The sequence below is a fragment of the Mucilaginibacter sp. dw_454 genome (genome assembly GCF_018449775.1).
GTDB lineage: Bacteria > Bacteroidota > Bacteroidia > Sphingobacteriales > Sphingobacteriaceae > Mucilaginibacter.
Genome location: NZ_JAAVVB010000001.1, coordinates 551,521 through 575,395, shown reverse-complemented (window position 1 = coordinate 575,395; position 23,875 = coordinate 551,521). Strand labels below are relative to the sequence as shown.

At 42.6% G+C, this 23,875-nt stretch carries 19 protein-coding genes, 1 tRNA gene and 1 riboswitch; of the genes, 6 read left to right on the top strand and 14 right to left on the bottom strand.

All coding sequences use genetic code 11. The annotated features are described in order from the left end of the window. Nucleotides 1–10: 10 nt before the first annotated feature. Together HB679_RS02610 and HB679_RS02605 are read right to left on the bottom strand one after the other, a co-directional pair. Nucleotides 11–3,145, bottom strand: coding sequence for a TonB-dependent receptor (locus HB679_RS02610; RefSeq protein ID WP_214070376.1), 3,135 nt, complete (start codon nt 3,143–3,145; stop codon nt 11–13). Nucleotides 3,146–3,690: 545 nt separating this feature from the next. Then, nucleotides 3,691–4,152 (bottom strand): Lrp/AsnC family transcriptional regulator, encoded by a 462-nt coding sequence (locus HB679_RS02605; protein ID WP_214070375.1) that lies wholly within the window; start codon nt 4,150–4,152, stop codon nt 3,691–3,693. A gap of 183 nt (nt 4,153–4,335) precedes the next feature. Continuing rightward, nucleotides 4,336–4,527: riboswitch (cobalamin riboswitch) on the top strand. A 151-nt stretch (nt 4,528–4,678) separates the two neighbouring features. Between HB679_RS02605 and metE the strand changes: the two genes are divergently transcribed. Beyond that, nucleotides 4,679–6,979: a 5-methyltetrahydropteroyltriglutamate--homocysteine S-methyltransferase gene (metE, locus tag HB679_RS02600; protein WP_214070374.1), complete on the top strand. Its 2,301-nt coding sequence runs from the start codon at nt 4,679–4,681 to the stop codon at nt 6,977–6,979. Between the two features lie 119 nt (nt 6,980–7,098). After that, nucleotides 7,099–7,485, top strand: a complete 387-nt coding sequence (locus HB679_RS02595) for an acyl-CoA thioesterase (protein ID WP_214070373.1) — start codon at nt 7,099–7,101, stop codon at nt 7,483–7,485. Between the two features lie 103 nt (nt 7,486–7,588). Here HB679_RS02595 and HB679_RS02590 read toward each other — a convergent pair whose 3' ends face one another. Next, nucleotides 7,589–8,926: an OmpA family protein gene (locus tag HB679_RS02590; RefSeq protein ID WP_214070372.1), complete on the bottom strand. Its 1,338-nt coding sequence runs from the start codon at nt 8,924–8,926 to the stop codon at nt 7,589–7,591. Between the two features lie 278 nt (nt 8,927–9,204). Then, nucleotides 9,205–9,804 carry an FMN-dependent NADH-azoreductase gene (locus HB679_RS02585; RefSeq protein ID WP_214070371.1) on the bottom strand — a complete coding sequence of 200 codons (600 nt, stop codon included), beginning with the start codon at nt 9,802–9,804 and terminating at the stop codon, nt 9,205–9,207. 111 nt (nt 9,805–9,915) lie between these two features. On the opposite strand from HB679_RS02585, the gene HB679_RS02580 reads away from it, so the two are divergent. Continuing rightward, nucleotides 9,916–10,308, top strand: coding sequence for a helix-turn-helix domain-containing protein (locus HB679_RS02580; protein ID WP_214070370.1), 393 nt, complete (start codon nt 9,916–9,918; stop codon nt 10,306–10,308). Between the two features lie 43 nt (nt 10,309–10,351). Here the strand turns inward: HB679_RS02580 and gap are convergent, their stop codons facing one another. Together gap and HB679_RS02570 are read right to left on the bottom strand one after the other, a co-directional pair. After that, nucleotides 10,352–11,329 carry a type I glyceraldehyde-3-phosphate dehydrogenase gene (gene gap, locus HB679_RS02575; protein ID WP_214070369.1) on the bottom strand — a complete coding sequence of 326 codons (978 nt, stop codon included), beginning with the start codon at nt 11,327–11,329 and terminating at the stop codon, nt 10,352–10,354. A gap of 91 nt (nt 11,330–11,420) precedes the next feature. Then, complete coding sequence (locus HB679_RS02570) at nt 11,421–12,476, bottom strand: helix-turn-helix domain-containing protein (protein ID WP_214070368.1); 1,056 nt, start codon at nt 12,474–12,476, stop codon at nt 11,421–11,423. A 119-nt stretch (nt 12,477–12,595) separates the two neighbouring features. Between HB679_RS02570 and HB679_RS02565 the strand changes: the two genes are divergently transcribed. Next, nucleotides 12,596–13,096, top strand: coding sequence for a VOC family protein (locus HB679_RS02565; RefSeq protein WP_214070367.1), 501 nt, complete (start codon nt 12,596–12,598; stop codon nt 13,094–13,096). Nucleotides 13,097–13,149: 53 nt separating this feature from the next. On the opposite strand, the gene HB679_RS02560 is transcribed toward HB679_RS02565, so the two are convergent. Then, nucleotides 13,150–14,121, bottom strand: coding sequence for a hypothetical protein (locus HB679_RS02560; RefSeq protein WP_214070366.1), 972 nt, complete (start codon nt 14,119–14,121; stop codon nt 13,150–13,152). A 189-nt stretch (nt 14,122–14,310) separates the two neighbouring features. Further along, a tRNA-His gene (locus HB679_RS02555) sits at nt 14,311–14,384 on the bottom strand. 119 nt (nt 14,385–14,503) lie between these two features. Between HB679_RS02555 and HB679_RS02550 the strand changes: the two genes are divergently transcribed. Together HB679_RS02550 and rnhA are read left to right on the top strand one after the other, a co-directional pair. Next, a complete protein-coding gene (locus tag HB679_RS02550; protein ID WP_214070365.1) occupies nt 14,504–16,594 on the top strand; it encodes a cation-translocating P-type ATPase in 2,091 nt (696 codons plus the stop codon). Nucleotides 16,595–16,651: 57 nt separating this feature from the next. Further along, nucleotides 16,652–17,125, top strand: coding sequence for a ribonuclease HI (gene rnhA / locus HB679_RS02545; protein WP_214070364.1), 474 nt, complete (start codon nt 16,652–16,654; stop codon nt 17,123–17,125). Between the two features lie 323 nt (nt 17,126–17,448). Here rnhA and HB679_RS02540 read toward each other — a convergent pair whose 3' ends face one another. The 6 genes from HB679_RS02540 to HB679_RS02515 form a co-directional block, all read right to left on the bottom strand. Further along, nucleotides 17,449–17,964 (bottom strand): metallophosphoesterase family protein, encoded by a 516-nt coding sequence (locus tag HB679_RS02540; RefSeq protein WP_214070363.1) that lies wholly within the window; start codon nt 17,962–17,964, stop codon nt 17,449–17,451. A gap of 34 nt (nt 17,965–17,998) precedes the next feature. Next, the gene (locus HB679_RS02535) at nt 17,999–18,706 is read right to left on the bottom strand and encodes a methyltransferase (RefSeq protein ID WP_214070362.1); all 708 of its coding nucleotides are present in this window, start codon (nt 18,704–18,706) and stop codon (nt 17,999–18,001) included. Nucleotides 18,707–18,815: 109 nt separating this feature from the next. Further along, nucleotides 18,816–19,205: a VOC family protein gene (locus tag HB679_RS02530; RefSeq protein WP_214070361.1), complete on the bottom strand. Its 390-nt coding sequence runs from the start codon at nt 19,203–19,205 to the stop codon at nt 18,816–18,818. Between the two features lie 132 nt (nt 19,206–19,337). Further along, entirely contained in the window at nt 19,338–21,560 is a 2,223-nt protein-coding gene (purL, locus tag HB679_RS02525; protein ID WP_214070360.1) for a phosphoribosylformylglycinamidine synthase subunit PurL, read from the bottom strand. A 132-nt stretch (nt 21,561–21,692) separates the two neighbouring features. Then, nucleotides 21,693–22,529, bottom strand: a complete 837-nt coding sequence (locus HB679_RS02520; RefSeq protein ID WP_214070359.1) for an energy transducer TonB — start codon at nt 22,527–22,529, stop codon at nt 21,693–21,695. Nucleotides 22,530–22,789: 260 nt separating this feature from the next. Then, nucleotides 22,790–23,827, bottom strand: a complete 1,038-nt coding sequence (locus tag HB679_RS02515) for an outer membrane beta-barrel protein (protein WP_214070358.1) — start codon at nt 23,825–23,827, stop codon at nt 22,790–22,792. Nucleotides 23,828–23,875 lie beyond the last annotated feature (48 nt).

The following is a 23,875-nucleotide window of genomic DNA, read 5'->3' as shown; positions in this document are numbered from 1 at the left end:
AGCGTAATAATTATAATGTAAGATTTACACCAATCTGGATGGTATGCGGCTGTGGCGGCGTACCCAAATCAAGTCCTTGTGTTTGTGAGCCACTGGTTACGTTAGCTTCAGGATCTGGCCCGGTGTATTTGGTGATGATGAAGAGATTAGATGCCGACGCGAATACACGTAGTTTTTGAATATCGATTTTACGCGAAATTTCTGCAGGCAATGTATAACCAATGGTCAATGATTTCAACCTTATGAATGAGCCATCCTCTAAAAAGCGGCTGTTTTGATCTAACGTATAGTTATTACCATAAGCAGTTACTCTTGGTACATCGGTAATTTGGCCAGGATGTGTCCAACGGTTTAGCTGGTCGGCAAAAATTACCCGGTTTGCATCGCGGGTACCACCACCTTCACCAAAGAATTTATTCATATTCAACACTTTATTACCGTACTCGTAAGTAAATAGTAAGCCGGCATCAAATGCGTGATAAGTGAAGTTATTGGTAAAACCACCCTGGAATTTAGGAAGTGCATTTCCAACAATCTGCCTGTCTGCAGTAGTTACAGTAGGTCCTTTAGTGCCATCGGCATGCTGGAATATAGCATTACCGGTAGCGGGATCAACATAAAGTTGTTTATACATCCAGAAAGAATACATAGAAGAACCTTGTCTTAGTGTTATCCAGTCGCGGCTATATTCAGAAATAGGCGCAGGTAATGTGATCACTTTGTTTACGTTGCCTGAAATATTAAATTCAGAATTCCAGCTAAATTCTTTCGTTCTAACGATATGGGCATCAATGCCAAATTCATAACCTTTATTACTTACTTTTCCGGCATTGCTGTAAACAGTGCTAAACCCTGTAATTTCCGGAACAGGAGTTTGTAAGAGTACGTTATTGGTTATTTTTGAATAAACATCAAACGTTAAACTCAAGCGGTTATTTAACAAACCTAAGTCCGCACCTACGTCAAATTGCGTAGTACTCTCCCATTTCAGGTCTTTATTAGGCAACTGTTGAGGGGCTGTACCAGCCTTATCGCCACCTGAGGTAATATCCGGATAACCTGCTCCGCCAGTCCAAAGTCCCTGAGATGCAAAATTGCTAATGCCGTTAGAGTTACCGGTAGTTCCGTAGCTGGCACGAAGTTTCAAGTCGCTTACAGCACTAACATCACGCAAGAAATCTTCATCTTTTAAACGCCATGCTGCGCCTACTGCCGGAAAATATCCCCATTTATTGTTAGTACCAAATTTTGATGAACCATCTGCCCTGGCGCTGGCCTCTAAATAATATCTGCTATCATAGTTATACGATACTCTTGAGAAAAATGAAGCGAGGTCTGATTTTGTCCAGGTTTGAGATGCTGTACGGGTAGCCGCAGACGTAATATCTGTATAAGCATTATTAGGGAAGCCTGAACCTTGTGCAAAGGTGTTTTTACTAACGTTATTTTGTATAGTATTACCAACCACCACATCTAAGGTATGCTTGCTGGCAAATAGCGTATGGTAGTTTATAGTTTGCTCATTTACCCAGGCACTGGCATCTGTAATAGACGATGTTGCCAAACCATTGGTAGGTGCGGCGCCTAGCTGGGTCTTGTCGTTCCAATATTCAGATTCGTTATAGTTATTATAATCAAGGCTCCAGCTTGTTTTAAAGGTTAATCCTTTTGCCAGTTTAACATCAGCATAAAAATTGCCTACATAGCGTAAACTTGTAGTACCTACTTTATAATTATTTAACAATACCTGCAGATTATCAAAACCAGCCCAGCGGGCAGGCGTACCATCGGCATTAACCTCGGGCAGGTAAGTTGGCGTATGCAAAGCAGATTGGAACAAACCACCGGCAGGCCCGTCACCGGCACGTGCCTGGTTTCTGAATGATCTTGACAAGCTATTGGTTACACCAACTTGTATAAAGTCATTAACTTTTTGGTCGATGTTTACACGTAGATCGCCTCTGTCAAAATAAATAGGTTTAATATCCGCATCCTGGTAGTTATATCCGGCACCGATATAATATTTAGTGTCTTTAGAGCCGCCGCTTATAGAAAGGCTGTAATCGCGCAACGCACCGGTGCGAAACAACTCGTCCAAACGGTCGTAAGTATGTTGGTCGCCCGGCAAGCCACGCGGCGCAGGGGTAGCTGTAGGATTATCTGTAAGTGCTCTGAAAGGCAGATATTTGTAAGTTGCTGCACCCGCAGTATTTCCGGCCGCAATGGCATCCGCTTCAGAATTTGTATAGAACTCATTAACAATTTCAGCATGCTCAGGTCCGGTAGTCAGCTTCCACAAATCGCCTTTAGGCTCATAGGCAACACCTTGGGTGACACTAAAGTCTATTTTTGGCTTGTCGTTAAACTTGCCGCGTTTAGTGGTTATAATTACCACGCCGTTTGCCCCCCTTGATCCGTAAATAGCGGTTGCGCTTGCATCTTTCAATACTTCAAAGCTTTCTATATCACTGGGATTGATATCCGCAATTGGTGACGTTGCCCGTCCGCCGGTATTTACAGTTTGCAAACTGGTATTATTTAGAAACACACCGTCAACTACATACAAAGGGTCGTTAGACGCATTGATAGACGTAGTACCACGTACGCGGACAAATATACCGTCGCCGGGTGTACCTGTATTTGAATTGATTTGCAAGCCGGCCGCTTTACCCTGCAGTTGTGCATCAAAGCTTGCCACCGGTATGCTTTTTACCTCGTCGGCTTTAATGGTTGATTGGGCGCTAACCAGGTTTTTACGGGTACTTGAGCCGTAACCAACTACAACTACGTCGTTCAGATTATTGATATCCTCCTGCAACTGTATTTCTATTGGGCTGCCATCTGCAACAACTTCTGTAGTTTTATAACCTACGTAGGTTACAACAAGGGTGTAAGGATATTTTTGGGCAGTAATAAATTCAAACCTGCCTTTTTCATCAGTAGCTACCACGTGAGTAGTTCCCTTTATTGCAACCACCGCCCCGGGAATGGTTTGTTTAGTCACAGCATCTGTAACTACACCTAGAAGTTTTGAATTATTAGGAGGTAATGATCCTTGCTGCGCGAAAGTGGCAGTGGAGAGGAGGACAAGAAACAGTTTTGTGACAATGGAGTATAGATGTTTCTTACGTATAAATATTTTCATACATTTAGTGGGTTTTGTTTTTGATTAATCTTAAATGGAATCTGGAAATGAGGATCAGTAAGTGATTTGCCGTTACCGCTGATCATTCATTCTGCTAAACCGGCGAGGCTACCTTGCCGGTTTTCTAATTTCAGTTTTTTTTCAACACATATGCTTATTGGGGGGACAGGGGGATTACTTAAAAAAATTGTTAAGAAAAATGAGCACCATTAACAACAACACATCCATTCCCCAAAAGAAATAGACATTTCTGAATATAAACCTGCAGCTTCTGGCGAAGCGGGTTTATGGTTGTTATTTGTTGCTGTTGTAAACATTCTCGCCAAACATATAAATTATTATTTAATCTACCAAATCCATAGACAAAGTATATTATATTCTGAATTCAACATTTAACAACCTTAAATAATGGTCCTTATACTTGAATCAGGCTACCGGTACCTCCAATATTACAAGAATCGAATCCCTATTTCTTTACAAACAAAAAAGGCTAAATGGTTTATAAACCATTTAGCCTTTTTTGTTTTTTTTTGCAATAATTGATACTAAAGATTGATATTATACGAGTTTTTATTCTCGCACATAACAAAAGTGCTGTGCGTGCTACCAATACTTGTTACCGACCCCAACTTGTTAAAAACAAAATCCTGGTAGTGTTTCATGTCTCTCGCGTAAACTTTTAAGAGAAAATCAAAATCGCCCGAAATGTTGTAGCATTCAACTACTTCTTTCAATTGCATAATGTCAGTAACAAACTCATGCCCTATGCTTTTGTCGTGCTGTTTTAGCTTAATATTACAAAACACAATCAACCCATAGCCTAGCTGTTCAGCATCTATCAACGCTATATACTTCTTGATGTAACCGTTGGTCTTTAGCCTCTTTACCCTTTCAAAAACCGGCGACGGTGAAAGATTTACACGTGCTGCCAGTTCTTTAATGGTAATTCCCGAGTCTTGTCCAAGCAATGTCAGTAATTGGATATCTGTATGGTCCAGTTCTTCCATAGAATAATTTTCTTTGAGGTTATGGTTTAGATAGCTTACCAAGCTTAAAAATCCTAATTTTACCGCAAAATTAGAATTTTATACTTAACTATTATTATATATACAGTTATTAAATCTTACTTAGTAGCTTTGTTTGGAATTTAGTCCTATAATGGACTACAACAACTCAGCGTTCTTTTCTATACTTTATCTACCAGAAAAGGTTTCCCGTCTTTGATGACGGAAATTAAAAGGGAACCGTGTGCAAATCACGGGCTGTCGCGCAACTGTAAGTAACAAAAAAAAGTTTTAGCCAGCAATGTCCACTGTCTGCAGACGGGAAGGACGGCTAGAATGTTATAAGTCAGGAGACCTGCCTGTTCTGGAAGGACAATGCTTTCGCGAAATAAAGCAAATGGTCTGATCTGATAGTATAAACGGCTGGCATTCTGCCTGCTTAAATACTGCTGCATGCCCATTTTCGTGAAGTTTTGTAAAGTTTTTCAAAAGCGCTTTAAACAGTATTCATCATTAAATCTTTAAAGAAATGCTAACGCAAAACCTGGGCTACCCGCGTATTGGTAGCCAAAGACAACTTAAAAAAGCCTGTGAAAACTATTGGGCAGGCAAAATCGATCTAAGCGAATTGAAAGAGGTTGCCCGTGCGATCAAAGAAGCAAACTGGCAAACACAACTAGACGCAGGCATTGACCTGATTCCTTGCAACGATTTTAGTTTTTACGACCAGGTATTGGATACCAGCCTGATGCTCGGAGTTATCCCGCAACGCTATACGCAAGTGCTGTCGCAAGTAAAAACAAACGGAGAAATTGATCTCTATTTCGCCATGGCCCGTGGCTACCAAAAAGATGGTTTGGATATCACAGCTATGGAAATGACCAAATGGCTGGATACCAACTACCATTATATAGTTCCTGAATTTACTGCCAAACAGGAATTCAGCGTTTTTTATGAAAACGTTTATGGCGAATACCATAGTGCCCAAAAAGCACTCGGCAAAAAAGCTAAGCCTGTATTGGTTGGCCCTGTAAGTTATTTGTTGTTAGGCAAAGAAAAAGAAGAAGGATTTGACCGCATAGACCTCATTAAAAAACTGGTTCCTGTTTATGTGGAGATTATTAACCGCCTTAAGCAATTAGGTGCAGAATGGGTACAATTGGACGAGCCATGCCTGGCGCTTGATCTTTCAAAAAAAGAAAAAGAAGCTTTTGAGTTTGCTTACCGCGCTATTGCCAACCGCGTAAGTGGCGTTAAAATATTAGTTGCAACTTATTTTGAGGCTCTTTTAGACAACACCCAATTAGCCGTAAACCTTCCGGTTACAGCTTTGCACGTGGATCTGGTACGTGCACCAGAACAATTAGATGAAGTATTAAGCTTAATTCCAGACCAGCTTCAACTTTCTGTAGGTGTAATAGACGGCCGTAATGTTTGGAAGAATGATTACGAAAAATCATTGCAACAGATTAACAAAGCCATTGAAAAATTAGGCGCAGATCGTGTAATTATCGCGCCATCATGTTCGCTGCTACATAGCCCGATCGATCTTGAGCTGGAGACTGCGATTGATCCGGAAATTAAAAACTGGATGGCGTTTGCTAAACAGAAATTGACTGAAGTTGCAGCATTAAAGCAAATAGCGGAAGGAAACAACGAATTACTGGATGCTAATAAAAAAGCCATTGCAAGCAGGCGTTCATCGCAAAAAGTTCACAAACAAGTGGTGAAGGACCGCGTATCGGCTATCACAGATGCAGATGCTGCCCGTAACAGCGCTTTCCCGGTACGTCAGCAAATACAACGCGAACGTTTCAATTTGCCATCATTCCCTACTACTACCATTGGCTCATTCCCACAAACAGATGATATCCGCCAATTGCGCGCTAAATTCAAAAAAGGTGATTTGACGCTTGAGCAATACGAAAAGGAAATAGAACAAGCAACTATTGATGCTATCCGCTGGCAGGAAGAGATTGGCCTGGACGTACTGGTACATGGCGAGTTTGAGCGTAACGATATGGTTGAATATTTTGGCGAACAATTGGATGGATTTCTGTTCACCAAAAATGGCTGGGTACAAAGCTATGGCAGCCGCTGCGTAAAACCGCCGGTTATTTTTGGCGATGTTAGTCGCCCGAAAGACATGACCGTACGCTGGACACAGTTTGCTGCCGCGCAAACCGACAAGCCAATGAAGGGTATGTTAACCGGACCCGTAACTATTTTACAATGGTCGTTTGTTCGCGACGATCAACCACGTGATGTAACGACTAACCAAATTGCGTTAGCAATTCACGACGAAGTGTTGGCGTTGGAAAAAGCCGGCGTAGGAATTGTTCAGATAGACGAGGCCGCTATTCGCGAAGGCTTGCCATTGCGTAAAGCAAAACGCCCGCATTACCTGGATTGGGCAGTAAAAGCCTTCCGTGTTACTGCAAGTGGCGTTCAGGATAATACACAGATCCATACGCACATGTGCTATAGCGAATTTAATGATATTATTGAGCATATCGCTGCCATGGATGCCGATGTGATCACGATAGAAACCTCACGCTCTCAAATGGAACTATTGCATGCATTCGCGCATTTTGAATATCCTAATGAGATTGGCCCCGGTGTGTACGATATTCATTCGCCGCGCGTACCAACTACCGAGGAAATGGTATCTCTTTTGACTAAAGCAGCAGACTTATTGCCTGCACAAAACCTATGGGTAAATCCAGACTGCGGGTTAAAAACACGTAAATGGCCGGAAACTAAAGCGGCCCTGGAAAACATGGTTGCCGCAGCCAGGCAAGCCAGAGAGCAAATTAGCATAGAAGCGTAATTAAATAACAAGAACAGCGGGCGATTAGCCCGCTTTCTTATTTTAAACCTTAAGCTATCTATGATTGCTTAACTTGCGCGCCGGCAAATGTTCAATTTATACTCACCTCTACAAAAAAAATGACGCTAGAAGAACGCATACAACAATCAGAGACACGCATTTTTAAAGCGGTATTCCCCAATTCTACTAATCATTACGACACATTATTTGGCGGCACTGCTATGCATATGATGGATGAAGTAGCGTTTATTGCGGCCACCCGCTTCAGCAGACAGGTAATGGTAACCGTAAGTAGCGATAAGATCGACTTTAAGAAGTCCATCCCGGCGGGAACTATCATTGAATTGGTTGCACGGGTGGGCCATGTTGGCAATACCAGTTTAAAAGTGGATGTAGAAATCTATATCGAGCAAATGTACGCAGAGGGCAGAGAGCTTGCTATACGTGGTAGTTTTACGTTAGTGGCCATTGATGAGCATAAGAAGCCGGTGTTGGTTATCAAATAAGCCTTAAAAGTCTTTTAGGTTTGAATAGATATTTCTCGTCATCTTAAAACAAAAAAGCCGCCCCAATAGGGACGGCCTTCACTATTCAACATCACAACATCTGTTAGAATAAAGAGAACTCGACGCGACGGTTTTGTTGACGACCTGCGGCAGTTTTATTAGTAGCAATAGGTTGGTTAGGGCCGTAACCTGTTGCTTCTATAGTTGATGCGTTAGCACCCTTTGATACTAAATACGCTTTAACAGCTTCTGCTCTGTCTTTAGATAAAGCCAGGTTTAATTGCATTGAACCGGTATTATCAGTATGACCAGCTAATTTTAAGCTAAAGTTTTTCTGAACCAATAGGTCAGCAACACGGTCAAGCGTTGGATAAGATCTTTCTTTGATAGTAGCTTTACCTAATTCAAACTCCAGGTTTTTGATGGCTTCGCCAACAACCTTACGGTCAGCTTCGGTAACGATCACTTTCTCGCGGATAACCGGTGCAGGAACTTTTAACGGACAGCCAGCTCCATCTACTACTGTGCCAGACGGAGTGCCCGGGCATTTGTCGTATTTGTTAGCTACGCCATCGCCATCATCATCACCAAAATCTTTAGTGAACGCGGCATAAGCTTCTTCGTCACGCAATCTGTTTTGTTCTGCAATAGCTAAACGGTTACGCAGTTCGTTGCTTTCGGCTGCACTCTCTTCGCGTAAAGCGGCAATAGCGCTGTAATTTTGTAATTGAGAACTTTTTCTTTTACCCAAGGCAATTTCAATACCTGCGTGGGCATAAGAATAACGATCATTCAAGGCACTTGTTACCCCATCAAAATCACGAGATTTCATGAAAGAAACGGTATAACCTAAATCAAGGTTAACTGCACGGGACAAACCGAATTTAAAACCGGCACCAATTGGAATAAACCAATTTTCGTGATAGCTGGTGTTAATACCGTCCGGCGTATTGAAATCATGTGCGCTTGATGATAAATAACCTGCACCTGCAGTTAAATAAGGCGACAAGAAATTACGTTTTTGATTTAAGCTTACGTTAGCAATAGTAAAATTAGCTACAACATCTCCAGACCATTGAATGCGGGTAGCAAAACTGCTGTTACCTTGAGCTACAGATCCTGCAGGCAAAGAGTTAGCATTATCACCTTTGATAGTACCGGCTAAGAAATCAGCCTGGATACCAAATCCTGGTAAAATTTGTTTTTTAATGTAGCCACCATAACCCCAGCTTATTTGCGGGCTTTTATAGTCGCCATTGCTTTCTCCGTTAAACGGAGTGTAGTGGCTCAATATGCCACCATTTAGGCCTATAGACCAGGTACGAAATGATTTTTTTTGAAAACGAGTTGTTGAATCAGCTCCCATGTCCTGAGCAGACGCTGCAACCGATAAACCCACTAATGAAAGGGCAAGCAGCGATTTTGTAAATTTGTTATTCATGTTATTATTATTTGTCTAGTTACACTTATGTGCAACGCAGAGCAATAAACAATAACCCGGCCCTAAAGCTAAAAACAACAAAAAATTATTTTATTAAGATAAAAATTGGCGTAAAACATAATATTATTTTATATATCTCCAAAAAATATATTGTGTTATTTTCCCGACAAACTGTTTACCAGCGACGAATTGTTGACATATGTTGATAAGACTTCGGCTGGTTTTATAGCGAATAAAGGCGAACGACCGGATACGCAGTCGCTCGCCATTAATTGCTGTTACACGGTGATACTGTCGATGCCTTTTTGCAAAGCTGCTTCTGCCTGGCCGGGATAAGCAGATCCTTCCACACGGAAGATTGTTAAGTCGGTCATCCCCAAAAAGCCCAGTAAACTTTTCAGATAGCTTGAAACAAAATCGTAAGGTTGCATAGGTCCGTCAGAATAGATGGCACCCGATGACATAGCAACGTATACTATTTTGCCTTTGATCAAACCCTCTGCCCCATTTTCATCATATTTAAAAGTGACATTGGCACGAGCGATATGATCTATCCATGCTTTTAGTACCGATGGGATACCAAAATTCCATAACGGTGCACCAATTACAATGATATCCGCGTCCTTAATTTCTGCAATAGCTTCGTCAGAGTGTTTGAGTGCTTCCTTACTTTGGGGTGTTTGATTCTCGGCCGGGGTGTAAAACGCAGCAAGCGTTGCTTCTTCCAGGTGCGGAAAAGGATTTTTAGTGAGGTCCTTAATTTTTACGGTACTACCCGGATTGGCAGCTATAATTTTATCTACAATAGCATTTCCTAATTTAATGCTGAATGAATTTTCGCCTTTAGGGCTTGAGATGATATGCAAGATCTTTTTCATAATGTATTTTTTATTTGTACAAGACAAACCTACCTACCCCAGCTTTCAAAAAGATACTACTATCCCAAAGGATACCGGTATCCTTTGGGATAGTGCTTATCTTTGCCAGGTATGAAAACTGATGCTGAAACACAAGAAGAGGTTGCCAGCCCCTGCGTTGAAATCAACTGCGCCGATGGTGTAGCACGTATACGGGATGCATTGTATGTATTGAATGGCAAGTGGAAACTGCCATTGATATTTGCGCTTACAGAGGGGCCTGCACGTTTTAAAGATCTGCAACGCTCGTTAGGCGATATCACCCCTAAGATATTATCTAAAGAATTAAAAGAACTGGAGCTAAATGAGTTTGTTGTGCGTAATGTATATTCTACCACACCGGTTATGGTTACTTACGAATTGACCGGCTATAGCCGTACACTATATAACGTATTACACGAGCTTAAGGAATGGGGCACACAACACCGCGAGCGCATTGTAGCCAACAGAAAAAGCGCCAAATAGACCACATAAAAAAAGCCTCTCATTTTCAGGAGAGGCTTTTTTATTATATCAGCGACACCAATTCGGCAATCCGGTTGGATATACCTACTTCATTATCATACCAGGCCACTACTTTAACCATTTTGCCCAACACCTTGGTTAAACTGCCGTCGACGATTGAAGAATGCGTATTACCTAATATATCAGACGAGACCAATTGTTCTTCGGTATACTCCAGAATACCTTTAAGAGAGCCACCGGCGTACTCTTTAAACTTGGTATTGATCTCGTCAATAGTTACTTCTTTTTTGAGGTTGATAGAAAGATCGACAATAGAAGCATCAATAACCGGCACCCGGTACGAATAACCATCCATTTTTCCCAGCAGGTTTGGCAAAACATTGCCTATGGCTTTAGCTGCACCGGTAGTTGTGGGGATGATAGAATAAGAGGCCGCCCTGGCACGGCGCAAGTCCTTATGGGGTGCGTCCTGTAAATTCTGATCTGATGTAAAAGCGTGAACTGTCACCATAAAACCCGATTCTACGCCATATTCTTTATCCAATATCGCTAACACCGGGGCTATACTACCCGTTGTACAAGAGGCGGTCGAATAGATCTGATCTCCACCAATTAACTCATTATTAACGCCATGTACAATAGTTTTTACACCGCCTGTTGCAGGCGCAGTTATCAATACCTTTTTCGCACCGGCATTGATATGTGATTGTGCACTGCTTTTATCCGTAAAACGCCCGGTCGACTCGATCACCACATCAATCCCAAGCGATGCCCATGGTAATTTCTCAGGGTCTTTTTCTTTGAGCATGGTTATCGATTTTCCGTTAACTATCAGCGTATCGCCCTCGGTGGCAATATCGCCGGGAAAACGACCATGTGCGGTATCATATTTTAATAAATGTGCCAGTGTTTGCACATCGGTAAGATCGTTTATAGCTACAACTTCAACAGCCGATTGCTGCTGTAAAGCTCTTAAAGTCATTCTGCCTATCCGGCCGAATCCATTGATTGCAATTTTCATATTCTTTATATTTAATGGTAAAAAAGTTAATACCCGCCCTTTGGCGCCCATTGCTAACTGGTGCGCTTTAGGCATTTTGCCTGTAAAATAATTAAACGGTGTTGCCGTCTTCTATCCCTGGGTGTATCAGCAGGTCCTCTATTCCTGCGTCCTTTAACGCGGTGCGGAATACCCGCCGATAATCGGATGGTGTGGTCATTAAATGCCTTAAAAACGTTCGGCGCATAGATACCAGGTTACCCAGGCCGCATTGTTCTGCAATTCTTTCTAATGAGATATCTGTATCTTCCAAATATTTCCGGGCTTTCTCTACCCGCACCTTTTCAATGAATTTGGCGGGTGGCATACCCGTTTCTTTATGGAATACACGGGTGAAATTGCGTGTACTCATATTCATATGTCCAGCCATTCTGCTAACATCCAGCGACTCATGCAGATGTTCATTTAACCAATTCTGTATTTTTTTGGCGATGTTTTCGCTTTCATAAACCGGCAGCAGATTGCCAAATTGTGTTTGAAAGCCTGGCCTGCTTAGGTAAAAAACCAATTTCCGGGCCACGCGTATGGCCACATCTTTTCCGAAATCTTCTTCAACCATGGCCAGGGACAGGTCGATACCCGAAGACACCCCTGCCGAGCTATAAATATTGCCATCATTAGTAAAGAAATGATTGGCATTCACCTGCACCAATGGATACTCTTTTTTCAGTCTCTCACTCAAATCCCAATGAGTGGTAACTTTTTTACCATCTAATAAACCAGCTTTTGCCAGCGTAAAAGCACCACCGCATACAGACCCTATTCGCCGCGTATTAGAAACATTGATCTTTGAAAGCCATTGATAGAATTCCCTAAATGATTCAACACTACTTTCGCGGAAATCATTGCCGGCGATGATCAGCGTATCAATTGGTGTTGTTATATCCATTACAGAATACGGGCAATGGATTTCAACCCCCGTAGCTGCAACAACTTTACGATTTGCTGTAGGCGCAACAATTAGCACTTCATAACCAGCTACACCTTGTACGCTCTGCAAAATGTTGTTAGCGTTGGTAAAAACATCAGACGGACCGGCAAAATCAAGCAGCATATTGGCTGTCATGACAACTATAACTACTTTCTTTCTATCTTCCTTGATATTCATAAATCAAATTTACACATTGCCGCACTTGTCTCAAAGGACATTAATTATACAATTTAGGCCAAGTTGACTATCCACACTACAAACAGGAATATTTATTATCTTAGACTAAAACGATTACGATGAAAAAATTAACATTAATAGGCTTGCTTTGTATGGCCTTTTTGTTGGGATATGGTTTTAGCCGGTTAACCAGCCCGGCCAATAGCGGCCCCAGGGTAACAGGCATTGGCGGGATCTTTTTTAAAGCAAAAGATCCGAAGGCGCTGAAAGCCTGGTATAGCAAGAACTTAGGTATCAAAATGAGTCCATATGGTTCGACATTTGAATGGCACCAGGGCATGGACAGCACAAAGAAGGGTTTTACCGCATGGGCGGCATTTAAAGAAACTACCACGTACTTTGCCCCTTCTGATAAACAATTCATGATCAATTACCGGGTAGAAGGGTTAGATCAGCTGTTGGCTCAAATGAAAACCTCAGGCATTGTGCCGGTTGATACCGTACAAAAAGTAAGCTACGGTAAATTTGTACACCTGATGGACCCGGAAGGTAATAAAATCGAACTATGGGAACCTAATGATGTGGAATATGCTAAAATGGGCAGTATCACCACCAAATAATGTTAACAAGAACGGCAGAACAACGGCTGTATCAGGTTTGATTTACACCTTGATTATTTTATAATTTGCCTGGCTATGGTTTGAATAGCCAGTAACTCTACCTTATCCAATTGGCCAAACAAGCGTTGTTTGTGCATATCAAATGAGCGTTGGGGTTGTTGATCTTTACCTGCTTTTTGGTCGCCGTTATGGAAACACCAGCCGCCGGCACCGCCCGTTATAGCCCCCTTCAAATCTGCAATGTAGTCATCTACGTCAGGCTGCCAAATGGTATAGCCGCGGCGAAAAGGTTCTTGATAATGTACCGGAATTACATGGCCGTAAGCTTCCATTTCACGAATGTATTCACGTGTTTTTGATGCGGTTTGCATTGCCGAACCTTCATTTCTTGGCCTGTGTGGACTGATAAAATCAACTTTAACAGTTTCCAGGTAAGCTTCCAGATCTGCATTGCTGATATCGTCGCCCGCCGAAGCAGTAACCGGCAAATCATTATCGAGCGCCTGGCACAGCGCTCGCAGGTCTTTCAGATCGTTAAAACTTACATACCTGTCATCTTTTACATCATGCTCATTGGCAAGATCCAGATACCAGTTTTTGTACAAACCCAAAGCAGATATAACAGACTTTACAGCGTGTTGATGAGCCTCGATAGTTTTTAATGAACGGCCATCTTTATTGTTCCCATGTGCAAGTGTTATGTCAACAATAATACCACGCCGATTGCACTGTCCTACCAGCCATTTCAATTTGTCCATATATGGTTTAACTGCAAAGCCTTCGTCGTCAACGGCGCTTATGTCGGTATTGCCACCGGCCCAATTAACCCACACACGTATCCAATTAAATTTATATCTTTTTATATCTGTAAGATCTTGCCTGATTGACCGGCGGCTGGCTCCCAGCGCACCATAATAACTGATGCCGTAAAGAAATGCAAGCTGATCATTGATGGTAAATGTGCTTTCTGAAATACCTAATTTAGTTTTAACATAAAACGAATTACCGTTTGTTTGAGCGTACAATTGGCACGAAAACAGAAAAAAGCAAAATGTAAGTATATGTTTACGCCCCATTAAGCTAAGGTAGTCAATCAAAGTTTATTTTTCTGGTACTTGTTGGTGGCAGCACTGTCCGCAGTCTATAAATCGAACAATTAGGCGCGTGGTCTTCATAGTACAAAAAAAGCCTCTCATTTTCATGAGAGGCTTCCGGGTAAATGATGGGGCTCGAACCCACGACCCTCGGTACCACAAACCGATGCTCTAACCAACTGAGCTACATCTACCGTGTTGGGAGTGCAAATGTATAAATTTGGTCATTAATATCAAGGTAAAATTTAAAATTACAATTTGGTTACCCTAACATTTAGAATGGCTCTAAATAATAAGGTAAATTTGATACATCATGACAGAACAACTGATTGAACTGAACGTAACCGGGATGCACTGTAATAACTGTGCCCTGTCTATACATAAATTACTCGAAAAGAAAGGCTTGCATAACATATTGGTTGATTTTGCCGGCGAGGAAGTAAAATTCAGCAATGACAATAACACCCAATTGCCAGAGATTATTAAGGGTATAGAGCAATTAGGTTTTAAAGTGGTTGACGACCCTGCATTGCATGCGCCAAAGTTCTATGAGAAGGTAGAAAACAAGTTTTTGTTCTGCGCCATCTTCACCGCTCCCCTCCTTTTACATATGATCTTCCCGTGGCATGTATTGCATATGCCTATGGTGCAGCTGCTGCTTTGCCTGCCTGTTTTTATTGTGGGATGCCTGCATTTTGGCAAAAGCGCCTTTCATTCGGTTAAAGGAGGCGTACCTAATATGGATGTGTTGATCTTTATCGGCTCAACCTCGGCATTTGTTTATAGTTTGGTGGGCACCGTGCAAAACCTGGGCGAGCAATATCAATTTTACGAAACCTGTGCTACTATTATCACGTTGGTGTTGCTGGGTAACGTGTTCGAGAAGCGCTCGGTTAGTCAAACCACATCAGCAGTAAAAGACCTGGTGAAATTTCAACAGGTTAATGCTAACCGTATAATTGATGGCACTGTAGACGTGATCAGCGCGCGCGACGTGAAGCCGGGCGATGTCCTGATTGTAAATCATGGCGATAAAGTACCGGTTGACGGCGATATTTTAGAGGGTGATGCCTCGGTAGATGAATCTATGCTCACCGGCGAAAGCATCCCGGTTGATAAAGCTAAATATGACAAGGTTATTGGCGGGACTATTTTGGTTCAGGGTAATTTTAGAATGATAGCTACTAAAACCGGATCAAATACCGTACTGTCGCAAATCATCGAACTGATGAAAAAAGCACAAGCCGCCAAGCCACCGGTTCAAAAACTGGGTGACAAAGTAGCGGCTATATTTGTCCCAACGGTGATATTAATTTCATTATTCACCTTCGTGCTCACTTACTTTTTGAGCGATAAAGGCTTACAGCAATCTTTAATGAACGCCATAGCCGTATTGGTTATCTCCTGTCCTTGTGCTATGGGTTTAGCTACGCCTACGGCAGTTATGGTGGGATTGGGTCGTGCGGCCAAGGGCGGCATATTAATAAAAGGTGGCGACACTATTGAAGCCGTTGCTAATACCAAATATGTAGTATTTGACAAAACCGGAACCCTAACCACCGGCAAGTTTAGTATAGATGAGATCAAAATTGAGGCTGATGCAACCATAGAGCAGATTAGAGGCATTATTATAGCTATCGAGGAACGATCTAACCACCCTATTGCTAAATCGCTGGTAAGCGAGTTAAAAAGCTTGCCACAGAACAAGGTGATATTAAAAGCCGTGTCAGAAGAAAGAGGATTGGGTATGCGGGCCGAAGATGTGGAAGGCAACACCTACTTCTTAGGTGCAGGTAAAACGGCTGCCGATGGTAATTTTAACTTATCGCTTTTCAAAAATCAAAAACCCCTGGCGCAGATCGCTATTGATGACAGCATCAAACCCGAAGCCGTTAATTTGATTAGTGAGTTGAAAGCTATGGGTATTATACCGGTGCTACTAAGCGGCGACCGCCAAAATCGCTGCCAGAAAGTGGCCAAAGCTATCGGGATAACCGAAGTACATGCCGAAAAGCTACCCGATGAAAAACTAACCGTCATCGACATCTATAAACAAAAGGGCAAAACGGTAATGATTGGCGATGGCATTAACGATGCTCCTGCCCTTACCAAAGCCGACGTTGGGGTTTCGATGAATGACGCCAGCCAGATAGCCATACAATCAGCCCGTGTTATTTTGTTGAATACCGATTTGCAATCAGTGGTTAAGTTCCTGCAGATCAGCAAGCATACATTGGTCACCATCAAACAAAACTTATTTTGGGCATTTGCTTATAATATCATAGCTATTCCCGTCGCGGCCTTAGGTTTCCTTAATCCTATGATGGGTGCCTTCACCATGGCATTTTCCGATGTTGTGGTCATCGGCAATTCGCTGCGTTTAAAACGTAAACGCTTAGATTAATTTTTCTATTTTTGAACCCAGGCTATGGACTATCGACCGTGGTCTATGGACTAACTAATGATTGAAATTTACACAGACGGCGCTTCAAGTGGTAACCCGGGTCCGGGTGGATATGGGGTGATATTACGTTCGGGGCAGCATTATAAAGAACTGTCGGAAGGATTCAGAAAGACTACCAATAATCGCATGGAGCTACTGGCCGTTATCAAAGGGCTGGAAGCTATAACCAAACCCAACCAGGACGTTACCATCTTCTCCGACTCCAAATACGTTATCGACGCCATAGAAAAGCGCTGGGTATACGGCTGGCTCCAAAAAGGTTTTAAGGATAAAAAGAATAAGGATCTTTGGCTGCGTTATCTCGACATCAGCAAACTGCATAACATCAAATTCACCTGGGTACGCGGCCACAACGGCCACCCCGAAAATGAGCGTTGCGACGAACTGGCTGTTGCGGCCGGCAAGCGTAAAGAACAATTACTGATAGATTCGGTATTTGAAATGGAAGCGGCTAAGACTAACATGTTTTAAATCAAATTTGTCATTGCGAGCGTAGCGCGGCAATCGCAAGGAGAAAAGTTGAACGCGTGCGATTGCTTCGTCGTCCCTCCTCGCAATGACAGATTAACAAATAGGTAATCGAATGGGGTGGATAATGGGCAAGTTCAGAACTATTTATTTAGCCCTCCCCACCACGTCATCGTGAGCGAGGTACGAGCGTGACGATCTCCAGACAAGCGGGGTTAGCACGCCGGTCAGAGATCGTCACGCTACGCTCACGATGACGTGGTGGAAGTATCTGTCATTTCCCCTTCAAAATACAGCGGATTTAATAACTCAGTATGACAGGTATATTACTCTGCCTTCGACGGTGTCTTATTCACGCCCAGCTCTATAACCTGCAGATCCTGGATCTTATTGCCATCAATATTAAAACGCATCAACGTACGTACTTTTTGCCAACCCTGTTTGCCCGCAGCACCGGGGTTTAGATGCAGGCAATTGATCTTTTTATCAAAAATAACTTTCAAAATATGCGAGTGGCCGGAGATAAACAATTGCGGCGGATTAGCATAAATTTCATTCCTGATCCGCAGATCATAGCGATCCGGGTAGCCGCCAATATGCGTCATCCATACATCAACATCCCCACACTTAAATCGTAAATTTTCGGGATAAATTTGTCGAATTTCTTTACCATCGATATTACCATATACACCACGTAGCGGTTTAAATGCTGTAAGCTTATCGACTAACTCTATGTTACCAAAATCACCGGCATGCCAGATCTCGTCGCAGTTTTCAAAGTGTTTGAAGACGGCGTCGTCCAGGAAGCTGTGGGTGTCTGATAATAGGCCTATGCGAGTCATGTTAATTTCGGATATCGGATGTTCGATTTTAGATCTATTCAAAAATAGTAAAGAATGGCGTTAGCAAAAGCTGATATTGTTGAGAATACACTTTCGGAGCATCGTAGATGATAAACTGGTCATCTTTTTCTTTTATTTCTGCGAACGAGAGTACTAAAATCTTCCGATGCGCTTCGCTGTCGGGATAACTAAAAATTCGGATTTGTTTTTGAAGCTTTAGGCCGATTGACGCTCCGATAACTTTAACTAATTCAGCGGTTTGCAGAGGCAATATCAACCAGAACGCTCCATCATCAGAAAGATGTCCGCCAGCCGACTTAATCAATCTATCAAAAAAATCTGCATCAGCATGTTTAGCCAAACTCTTCTTTTCACCGGGCGATTCCAGCGAATTGATATAAAACGGCGGATTGGATACGATCAAATCATATTTTTTCTGCGGATGATCTTCTAGGAATGCTTCAAAATCATCAGTATATAAACTTAACCGATCGGCAAAAGGAGAATTGTTAAAGTTTCGTTGGGCTGTCTCAGCAGCCAATTCGTCGATCTCTACAGCATCTATCTGCGCGTCAGAAAAACGCTGCGCCAGCATTAAAGCTATTACGCCCGTGCCGGTCCCGATATCCAATATGGTTTTAGGCTGATATGCTTTAGCCAATGCACCAAGCAATGCGCCATCGGTATTGATCTTCATAGCGCAACCGGTCTGGTCTACATTGAATTGTTTGAAACGGAACATTGCATATGTTATTTGTCATTGCGAGCGTAGCGTGGCAATCGCGAACTTTTCTCGTTATGCTTTTCTACTTGCGATTGCCACGCTACGCTCGCAATGACAATTGGTTTTACTACCGCTCGTAAAACTCAATCGGCAACCCATCCGGGTCAGCAAAGAAAGTAAAACGTTTGCCGGTAAACTCGTCTATGCGGATAGACTCTACTTCTACCCCATCCGCAGTAATAGCAGCAATAGCCTCATCAATATTATCTACCTCAAAAGCCAAATGGCGCAGGCCTGCAGCCTCCGGCCGCGATGGGCGTTTGGCTGGCTCCGGAAAAGAAAAAAGCTCGATCTGGTATTGGTTGCCCACTGCCAGATCAAGCTTGTATGATTTGCGCTCCGCGCGATAATTCTCTGCTACAATTTTAAAACCAAGTATCTGCGTATAAAAATGCTTCGACCGTTCATAATCAGAGCAGATAATAGCAATGTGATGTACCCGGTTAACTTTTAACATTTTGAAATTCGTTTTAGCACAGTATTTCTAACAATTTGTCATTCTGAGCATAGCGAAGAATCTTATACGCCTTAATAGCCGCTTTTATAAGATTCTTCGCTATGCTCAGAATGACAACTTATTGTTTTTAAATTACTCGCCCAATATCGTATGTAACACGTTATCGTAAACCAATTTAACATCGGTAACGTGGCCAAAAGATTGCTCGTCAACACTCAGGTAGCCATTAGTTACATTACCCAGTAAGCTAAACTCAACTTCGCTGGTAGCCATCATCTCGATAAAACGTTCCTGATCTGCCGGGGCAATACTCACTACTACCCTGCCTTGTGCTTCGCCAAACAAGAAAGCATCTTTACGCACGTTCGCATCGGCAGCTATCTCAAAGCCTAAGCCGTTTGGTAAAGACGACTCAACTAAAGTAATAAACAAACCACCGTCGGCCACATCATGTGCAGACTGGATAACTTTATGCAGAATCAGTTGTTTAACCACCTGGTGCATAGCATATTCTTTATCCAGGTCAAAATATGGCGCCGGGGCAGCCAATACTTTATGCCATGAAGCTAAATATTGAGAAGAAGCAATATCATTTACAGACTCACCAATCAGGTAAACCAGGTCATCCGGCTGTTTAAAGTCTGATGTCATGATGTTTGAGATATCGTCCATCACCCCCAACATACCAATAGTCGGCGTCGGGAATACCGGGCCATCATCAGTAGATTGGTTATAAAAACTTACGTTACCACCGGTTACCGGGGTTTCAAATTTGGTACAAGCTTCGCTCATGCCTTTTATGGCACCCACAAACTGCCAGTAAACTTCAGGCACATACGGGTTACCAAAATTAAGACAATTGGTAATGGCCACCGGTTCGCCACCTGCACAGGTAATATTACGTGCAGCCTCAGCCACGGCGATAGCGGTACCTTTCTGCGGATCGGCATAAACGTAGCGCGAGTTACAATCTACTGTAATAACAATCGCTTTATTGGTGCCAATAACATTTACCACCGCTGCGTCGCTCGGGCGGTTAGTGGTCATGGTAGATACACCTACCATAGAGTCGTATTGATCGCTAACCCAACGTTTCGAGGCTATATTTGGATGAGATATTAAATGCTCGGCCACATCAACCAGGTTTTGAGGCTCGGCAATATCTTCAATTTTAAATTTTTTATTTTCTGCAAAATAAGCAGGCTCTTTATACTCGCGCTCATAAACAGGTGCGCCGCCGCCTAAAACCAGATCATCAGCAGGTACATCGGCAACTAATACGCCGCCTGCATAATATTCTAAACGTTTGGTATCAGTAACCTCGCCTATGATAGCGCAGTTCAGATCCCATTTATCAAAAACAGCTTCAACCTCTTTTTCGCGGCCTTTATGCACCACAATCAGCATGCGCTCTTGTGACTCAGATAATAAGATTTCGAAAGGCTTCATGTTTTCCTGGCGGGTTGGTACCGCGTCCAGGTTAATTTTCATACCGTGCTCGCCTTTGGCAGACATCTCGGAGTTTGAGCAGATAATACCTGCCGCACCCATGTCCTGCATACCTACAACAGCACCGGTTTTAATAACTTCTAAAGTAGCCTCCAATAATAGTTTTTCCTGGAATGGGTCCCCTACCTGTACCGCAGGCAAATCGTTCACAGAATCTTCAGTAATATTTTTCGACGCAAAAGCCGCGCCGTGGATCCCGTCTTTACCTGTGGCCGAACCAACTATGTAAACCGGGTTACCAACTCCATATGATGTTGCCGAAACGGTTTCGCCAGCTTTAACAATACCTGCCGAGAAAGCATTAACTAATGGATTGATGTTATAGCAATCGTCAAAAAACAGCTCGCCGCCTACAGTTGGTATACCAAATGCATTACCATAATGGCTAATGCCTTTAACCACACCTTTAATAAGCCATTTGGTTTTGTCTAATGTGATATCACCAAAGCGCAATGAATTAAGCTGTGCGATTGGGCGTGCACCCATGGTGAAAATGTCACGGTTAATGCCGCCTACCCCAGTAGCCGCGCCCTGATAAGGCTCTAATGCAGATGGGTGATTATGCGATTCGATCTTGAAGGCACAACCAATACCGTCGCCCAGATCAACCAAACCAGCGTTTTCTTCGCCGGCTTTGGCCAGCATGCGCGGGCCGTCTTTTGGCAAAGTTTTCAGCCAGGTAATAGAGTTTTTGTATGAGCAATGCTCGCTCCACATTACAGAGAAAATAGATAGCTCGGTAAAGTTGGGTACGCGGCCCATGATTTCAATAATGCGTTCGTATTCGGTTGGGAGTAAGCCTAAATCTTTGGCGGTTTCAACGGTGGTAAGTTCCTGGGTCTCCAATGTTGTCTGTTTTTTTGAAAGGATGCCCAAAAGTAGGGAAAAAAGGCGAAAGCCGAAAGCTAAAAGCTGAAAGCCTGATACTCAAAAGTTCAAATTTTTATGCTTTTGGCCTTCAGCTTTCGCCTCAAAAACCTAGTCGTTTATAGTAAAACTAACTGGCAAGGTTAATTTAACACGCACTGCTCTACCGTTTTGCATGCCGGGTTTCCAGGCTTTGGCAATTTTTAAAACGCGGGCAGCTTCTTCATCTAATCCGTAGCCCGGCCCGCGTTCTACTTTTATATTAGAAAGGTGTCCATCCTTTTCAACAATAAAACTTACCAGCACTCTGCCGCTTACGCCATCCTGCATCGCTTTATCAGGATAATGGATATTTGATTGTAAGAACCTCGACCAGGCTGCATCGCCACCAACAGGTTGGGGCATCATTTCAACAGCGGTGTAGGGTGTGTTAACATCATCGTCACCAGTGCCAACCCCGGCACCAGTGCCAGTCGATGCCTTGTCTGTGCCATCGCCGGTATTAATCGCGGTTCCCGTTCCTTTTACATTTTCGGCGCCAACATTTGCTGCTTTCAACTCGTCCAGTTTCGGAGGTTCTTCAGCAATTGGATCTGCCGTAACAACCGGCGGTACAAATCGAACGGTAGTAGTTGGAGCAGCGGGTGCCGCTGCAGCCTTCGGCGCTTGCACTATGGGTTTGGGTGGCTGCGCTTTAGGTGCCGGCGGGATAACATAAATTTGGTCGAGTTTCGCGACAACCATTACCTCAGTAACAGGCTTGGTTCTGATGGCGATACCGATAAGCCCCACTATTACAGCAACGCCAAATACGCCAATGATAAATGATCTGAAAACAATTTCTGAATGATGTTGCCTGATGTAATAAGCACCATATTCTTTGTTACGTTTAGCAAATACAAGTTCGAGCCACTCGTCCTTGCACAAATTAAAGTTGGAGATAAGCATAGTGATTAAAATTTAAAGTTTAATAGAATAACGCTTACCAAATATCAGTTGTTGCAACAATATTGCTTTTTAGTATTTTTTCAACATTATTGCGTTTTTAGTTATTAAGCTGATAATCTTACCTTTAATTTTCAATCAACATGCCAATATAATGCAATATTGTTGCAATTAGTGTTTTGTCAAAATCGGCCAAAACCAAAAAAACTGCCCCGATTTCGTCGGGACAGCTCCTGTTTTAGAGAAATCTCTAGATATTGTTATTAGAATGAGTAAACCGCAGCAAATAAAAATTGAGAAGCGCTTTTAGTTGGTGCACCATCTTTGTTGGTAAAACCGGCGTTTACATCTTTGTTGTTATCCAATCTAACTTCCGGAATGAAAGTAAACGGACCTGATTTGATGTTAGCAGTAAGAGTTGAGCCAATTACTGAATTTCCTACAGTAGTTACACCAGCAGCTGTTACGTCGCTTAGTTTGAAGTATTCTTCTCTTAAACCTAAAGTAACTGCTTTTGAAACCGCTAACTGTGGATATAATGCAGCGCCTTTATAGTTGGCCGCACCGTTACCTGTTTTATTAGCAGCATTTAAGCCTAATTTAAAGGCATCAGTAATTTGGTAGTTGGTGGTTAAATCTAATATTGTGCCTGAAGAAGGACCTGTTAACAAGTTGATATAAGCAGTCCAACCTTTAACCGGCGCAACCATTAACTGTGCACCAAAAGTATTAACTCTTGCAGCAGCAGTATATACGTTCCACTCGTCGTTAAATGCACCAGCCATTAAGCTAACTGCAGGCGAGAAAGTGTAAGTAGCTTTAAAACCGGCATTTTGAAACGGACCGGCAGTGAACAGGTATGAAGTTGAATAGTTAAAGTTTCCTACCGGAGATATTACTTCTTCGCCTACAAACGTACCCATAAAACCAGCGGTTAAGTTAAACGCATCAGTAACATTATAAGAAATATATAAGTTTTGGATGTGGTAAGAATCGTTAGCAGCACCGGCAACTATTGATTGTTCCTGGCCTCTTGGACCGAATGAAACCTCACCCACGAAAGATGCTTTACCAACCGACTTTTTTAATGCCAGATCAAGCATGCCTATTGAAAGAGAGTTTTGATCGCTGGCGAAACTTGTTGGGATATTTTTGTGACCAGAGAAATCGTATTTATAATAAACGTCGGCCGAGCCAGAAATTACCAGGGGTGCATCACTGGTAGTTTTTACAGTATCCTGCGCTTTTGAGGCCAGGCTAAATGCAGATACACCAAGGATTAATAGTAATAATTTTTTCATGATTTGATTGATAAGTGTTAATTGATTAATTGTTGTGTTTTGATTTGA

Bases quoted from the DNA above. Each gene is read 5' to 3' on its own strand.
- HB679_RS02610 (WP_214070376.1), bottom strand. From the start codon at position 3,145: ATGAAAATATTTATACGTAAGAAACATCTATACTCCATTGTCACAAAA.
- HB679_RS02605 (WP_214070375.1), bottom strand. From the start codon at position 4,152: ATGGAAGAACTGGACCATACAGATATCCAATTACTGACATTGCTTGGA.
- metE (WP_214070374.1), top strand. From the start codon at position 4,679: ATGCTAACGCAAAACCTGGGCTACCCGCGTATTGGTAGCCAAAGACAA.
- HB679_RS02595 (WP_214070373.1), top strand. From the start codon at position 7,099: ATGACGCTAGAAGAACGCATACAACAATCAGAGACACGCATTTTTAAA.
- HB679_RS02590 (WP_214070372.1), bottom strand. From the start codon at position 8,926: ATGAATAACAAATTTACAAAATCGCTGCTTGCCCTTTCATTAGTGGGT.
- HB679_RS02585 (WP_214070371.1), bottom strand. From the start codon at position 9,804: ATGAAAAAGATCTTGCATATCATCTCAAGCCCTAAAGGCGAAAATTCA.
- HB679_RS02580 (WP_214070370.1), top strand. From the start codon at position 9,916: ATGAAAACTGATGCTGAAACACAAGAAGAGGTTGCCAGCCCCTGCGTT.
- gap (WP_214070369.1), bottom strand. From the start codon at position 11,329: ATGAAAATTGCAATCAATGGATTCGGCCGGATAGGCAGAATGACTTTA.
- HB679_RS02570 (WP_214070368.1), bottom strand. From the start codon at position 12,476: ATGAATATCAAGGAAGATAGAAAGAAAGTAGTTATAGTTGTCATGACA.
- HB679_RS02565 (WP_214070367.1), top strand. From the start codon at position 12,596: ATGAAAAAATTAACATTAATAGGCTTGCTTTGTATGGCCTTTTTGTTG.
- HB679_RS02550 (WP_214070365.1), top strand. From the start codon at position 14,504: ATGACAGAACAACTGATTGAACTGAACGTAACCGGGATGCACTGTAAT.
- rnhA (WP_214070364.1), top strand. From the start codon at position 16,652: ATGATTGAAATTTACACAGACGGCGCTTCAAGTGGTAACCCGGGTCCG.
- HB679_RS02540 (WP_214070363.1), bottom strand. From the start codon at position 17,964: ATGACTCGCATAGGCCTATTATCAGACACCCACAGCTTCCTGGACGAC.
- HB679_RS02535 (WP_214070362.1), bottom strand. From the start codon at position 18,706: ATGTTCCGTTTCAAACAATTCAATGTAGACCAGACCGGTTGCGCTATG.
- HB679_RS02530 (WP_214070361.1), bottom strand. From the start codon at position 19,205: ATGTTAAAAGTTAACCGGGTACATCACATTGCTATTATCTGCTCTGAT.
- HB679_RS02520 (WP_214070359.1), bottom strand. From the start codon at position 22,529: ATGCTTATCTCCAACTTTAATTTGTGCAAGGACGAGTGGCTCGAACTT.
- HB679_RS02515 (WP_214070358.1), bottom strand. From the start codon at position 23,827: ATGAAAAAATTATTACTATTAATCCTTGGTGTATCTGCATTTAGCCTG.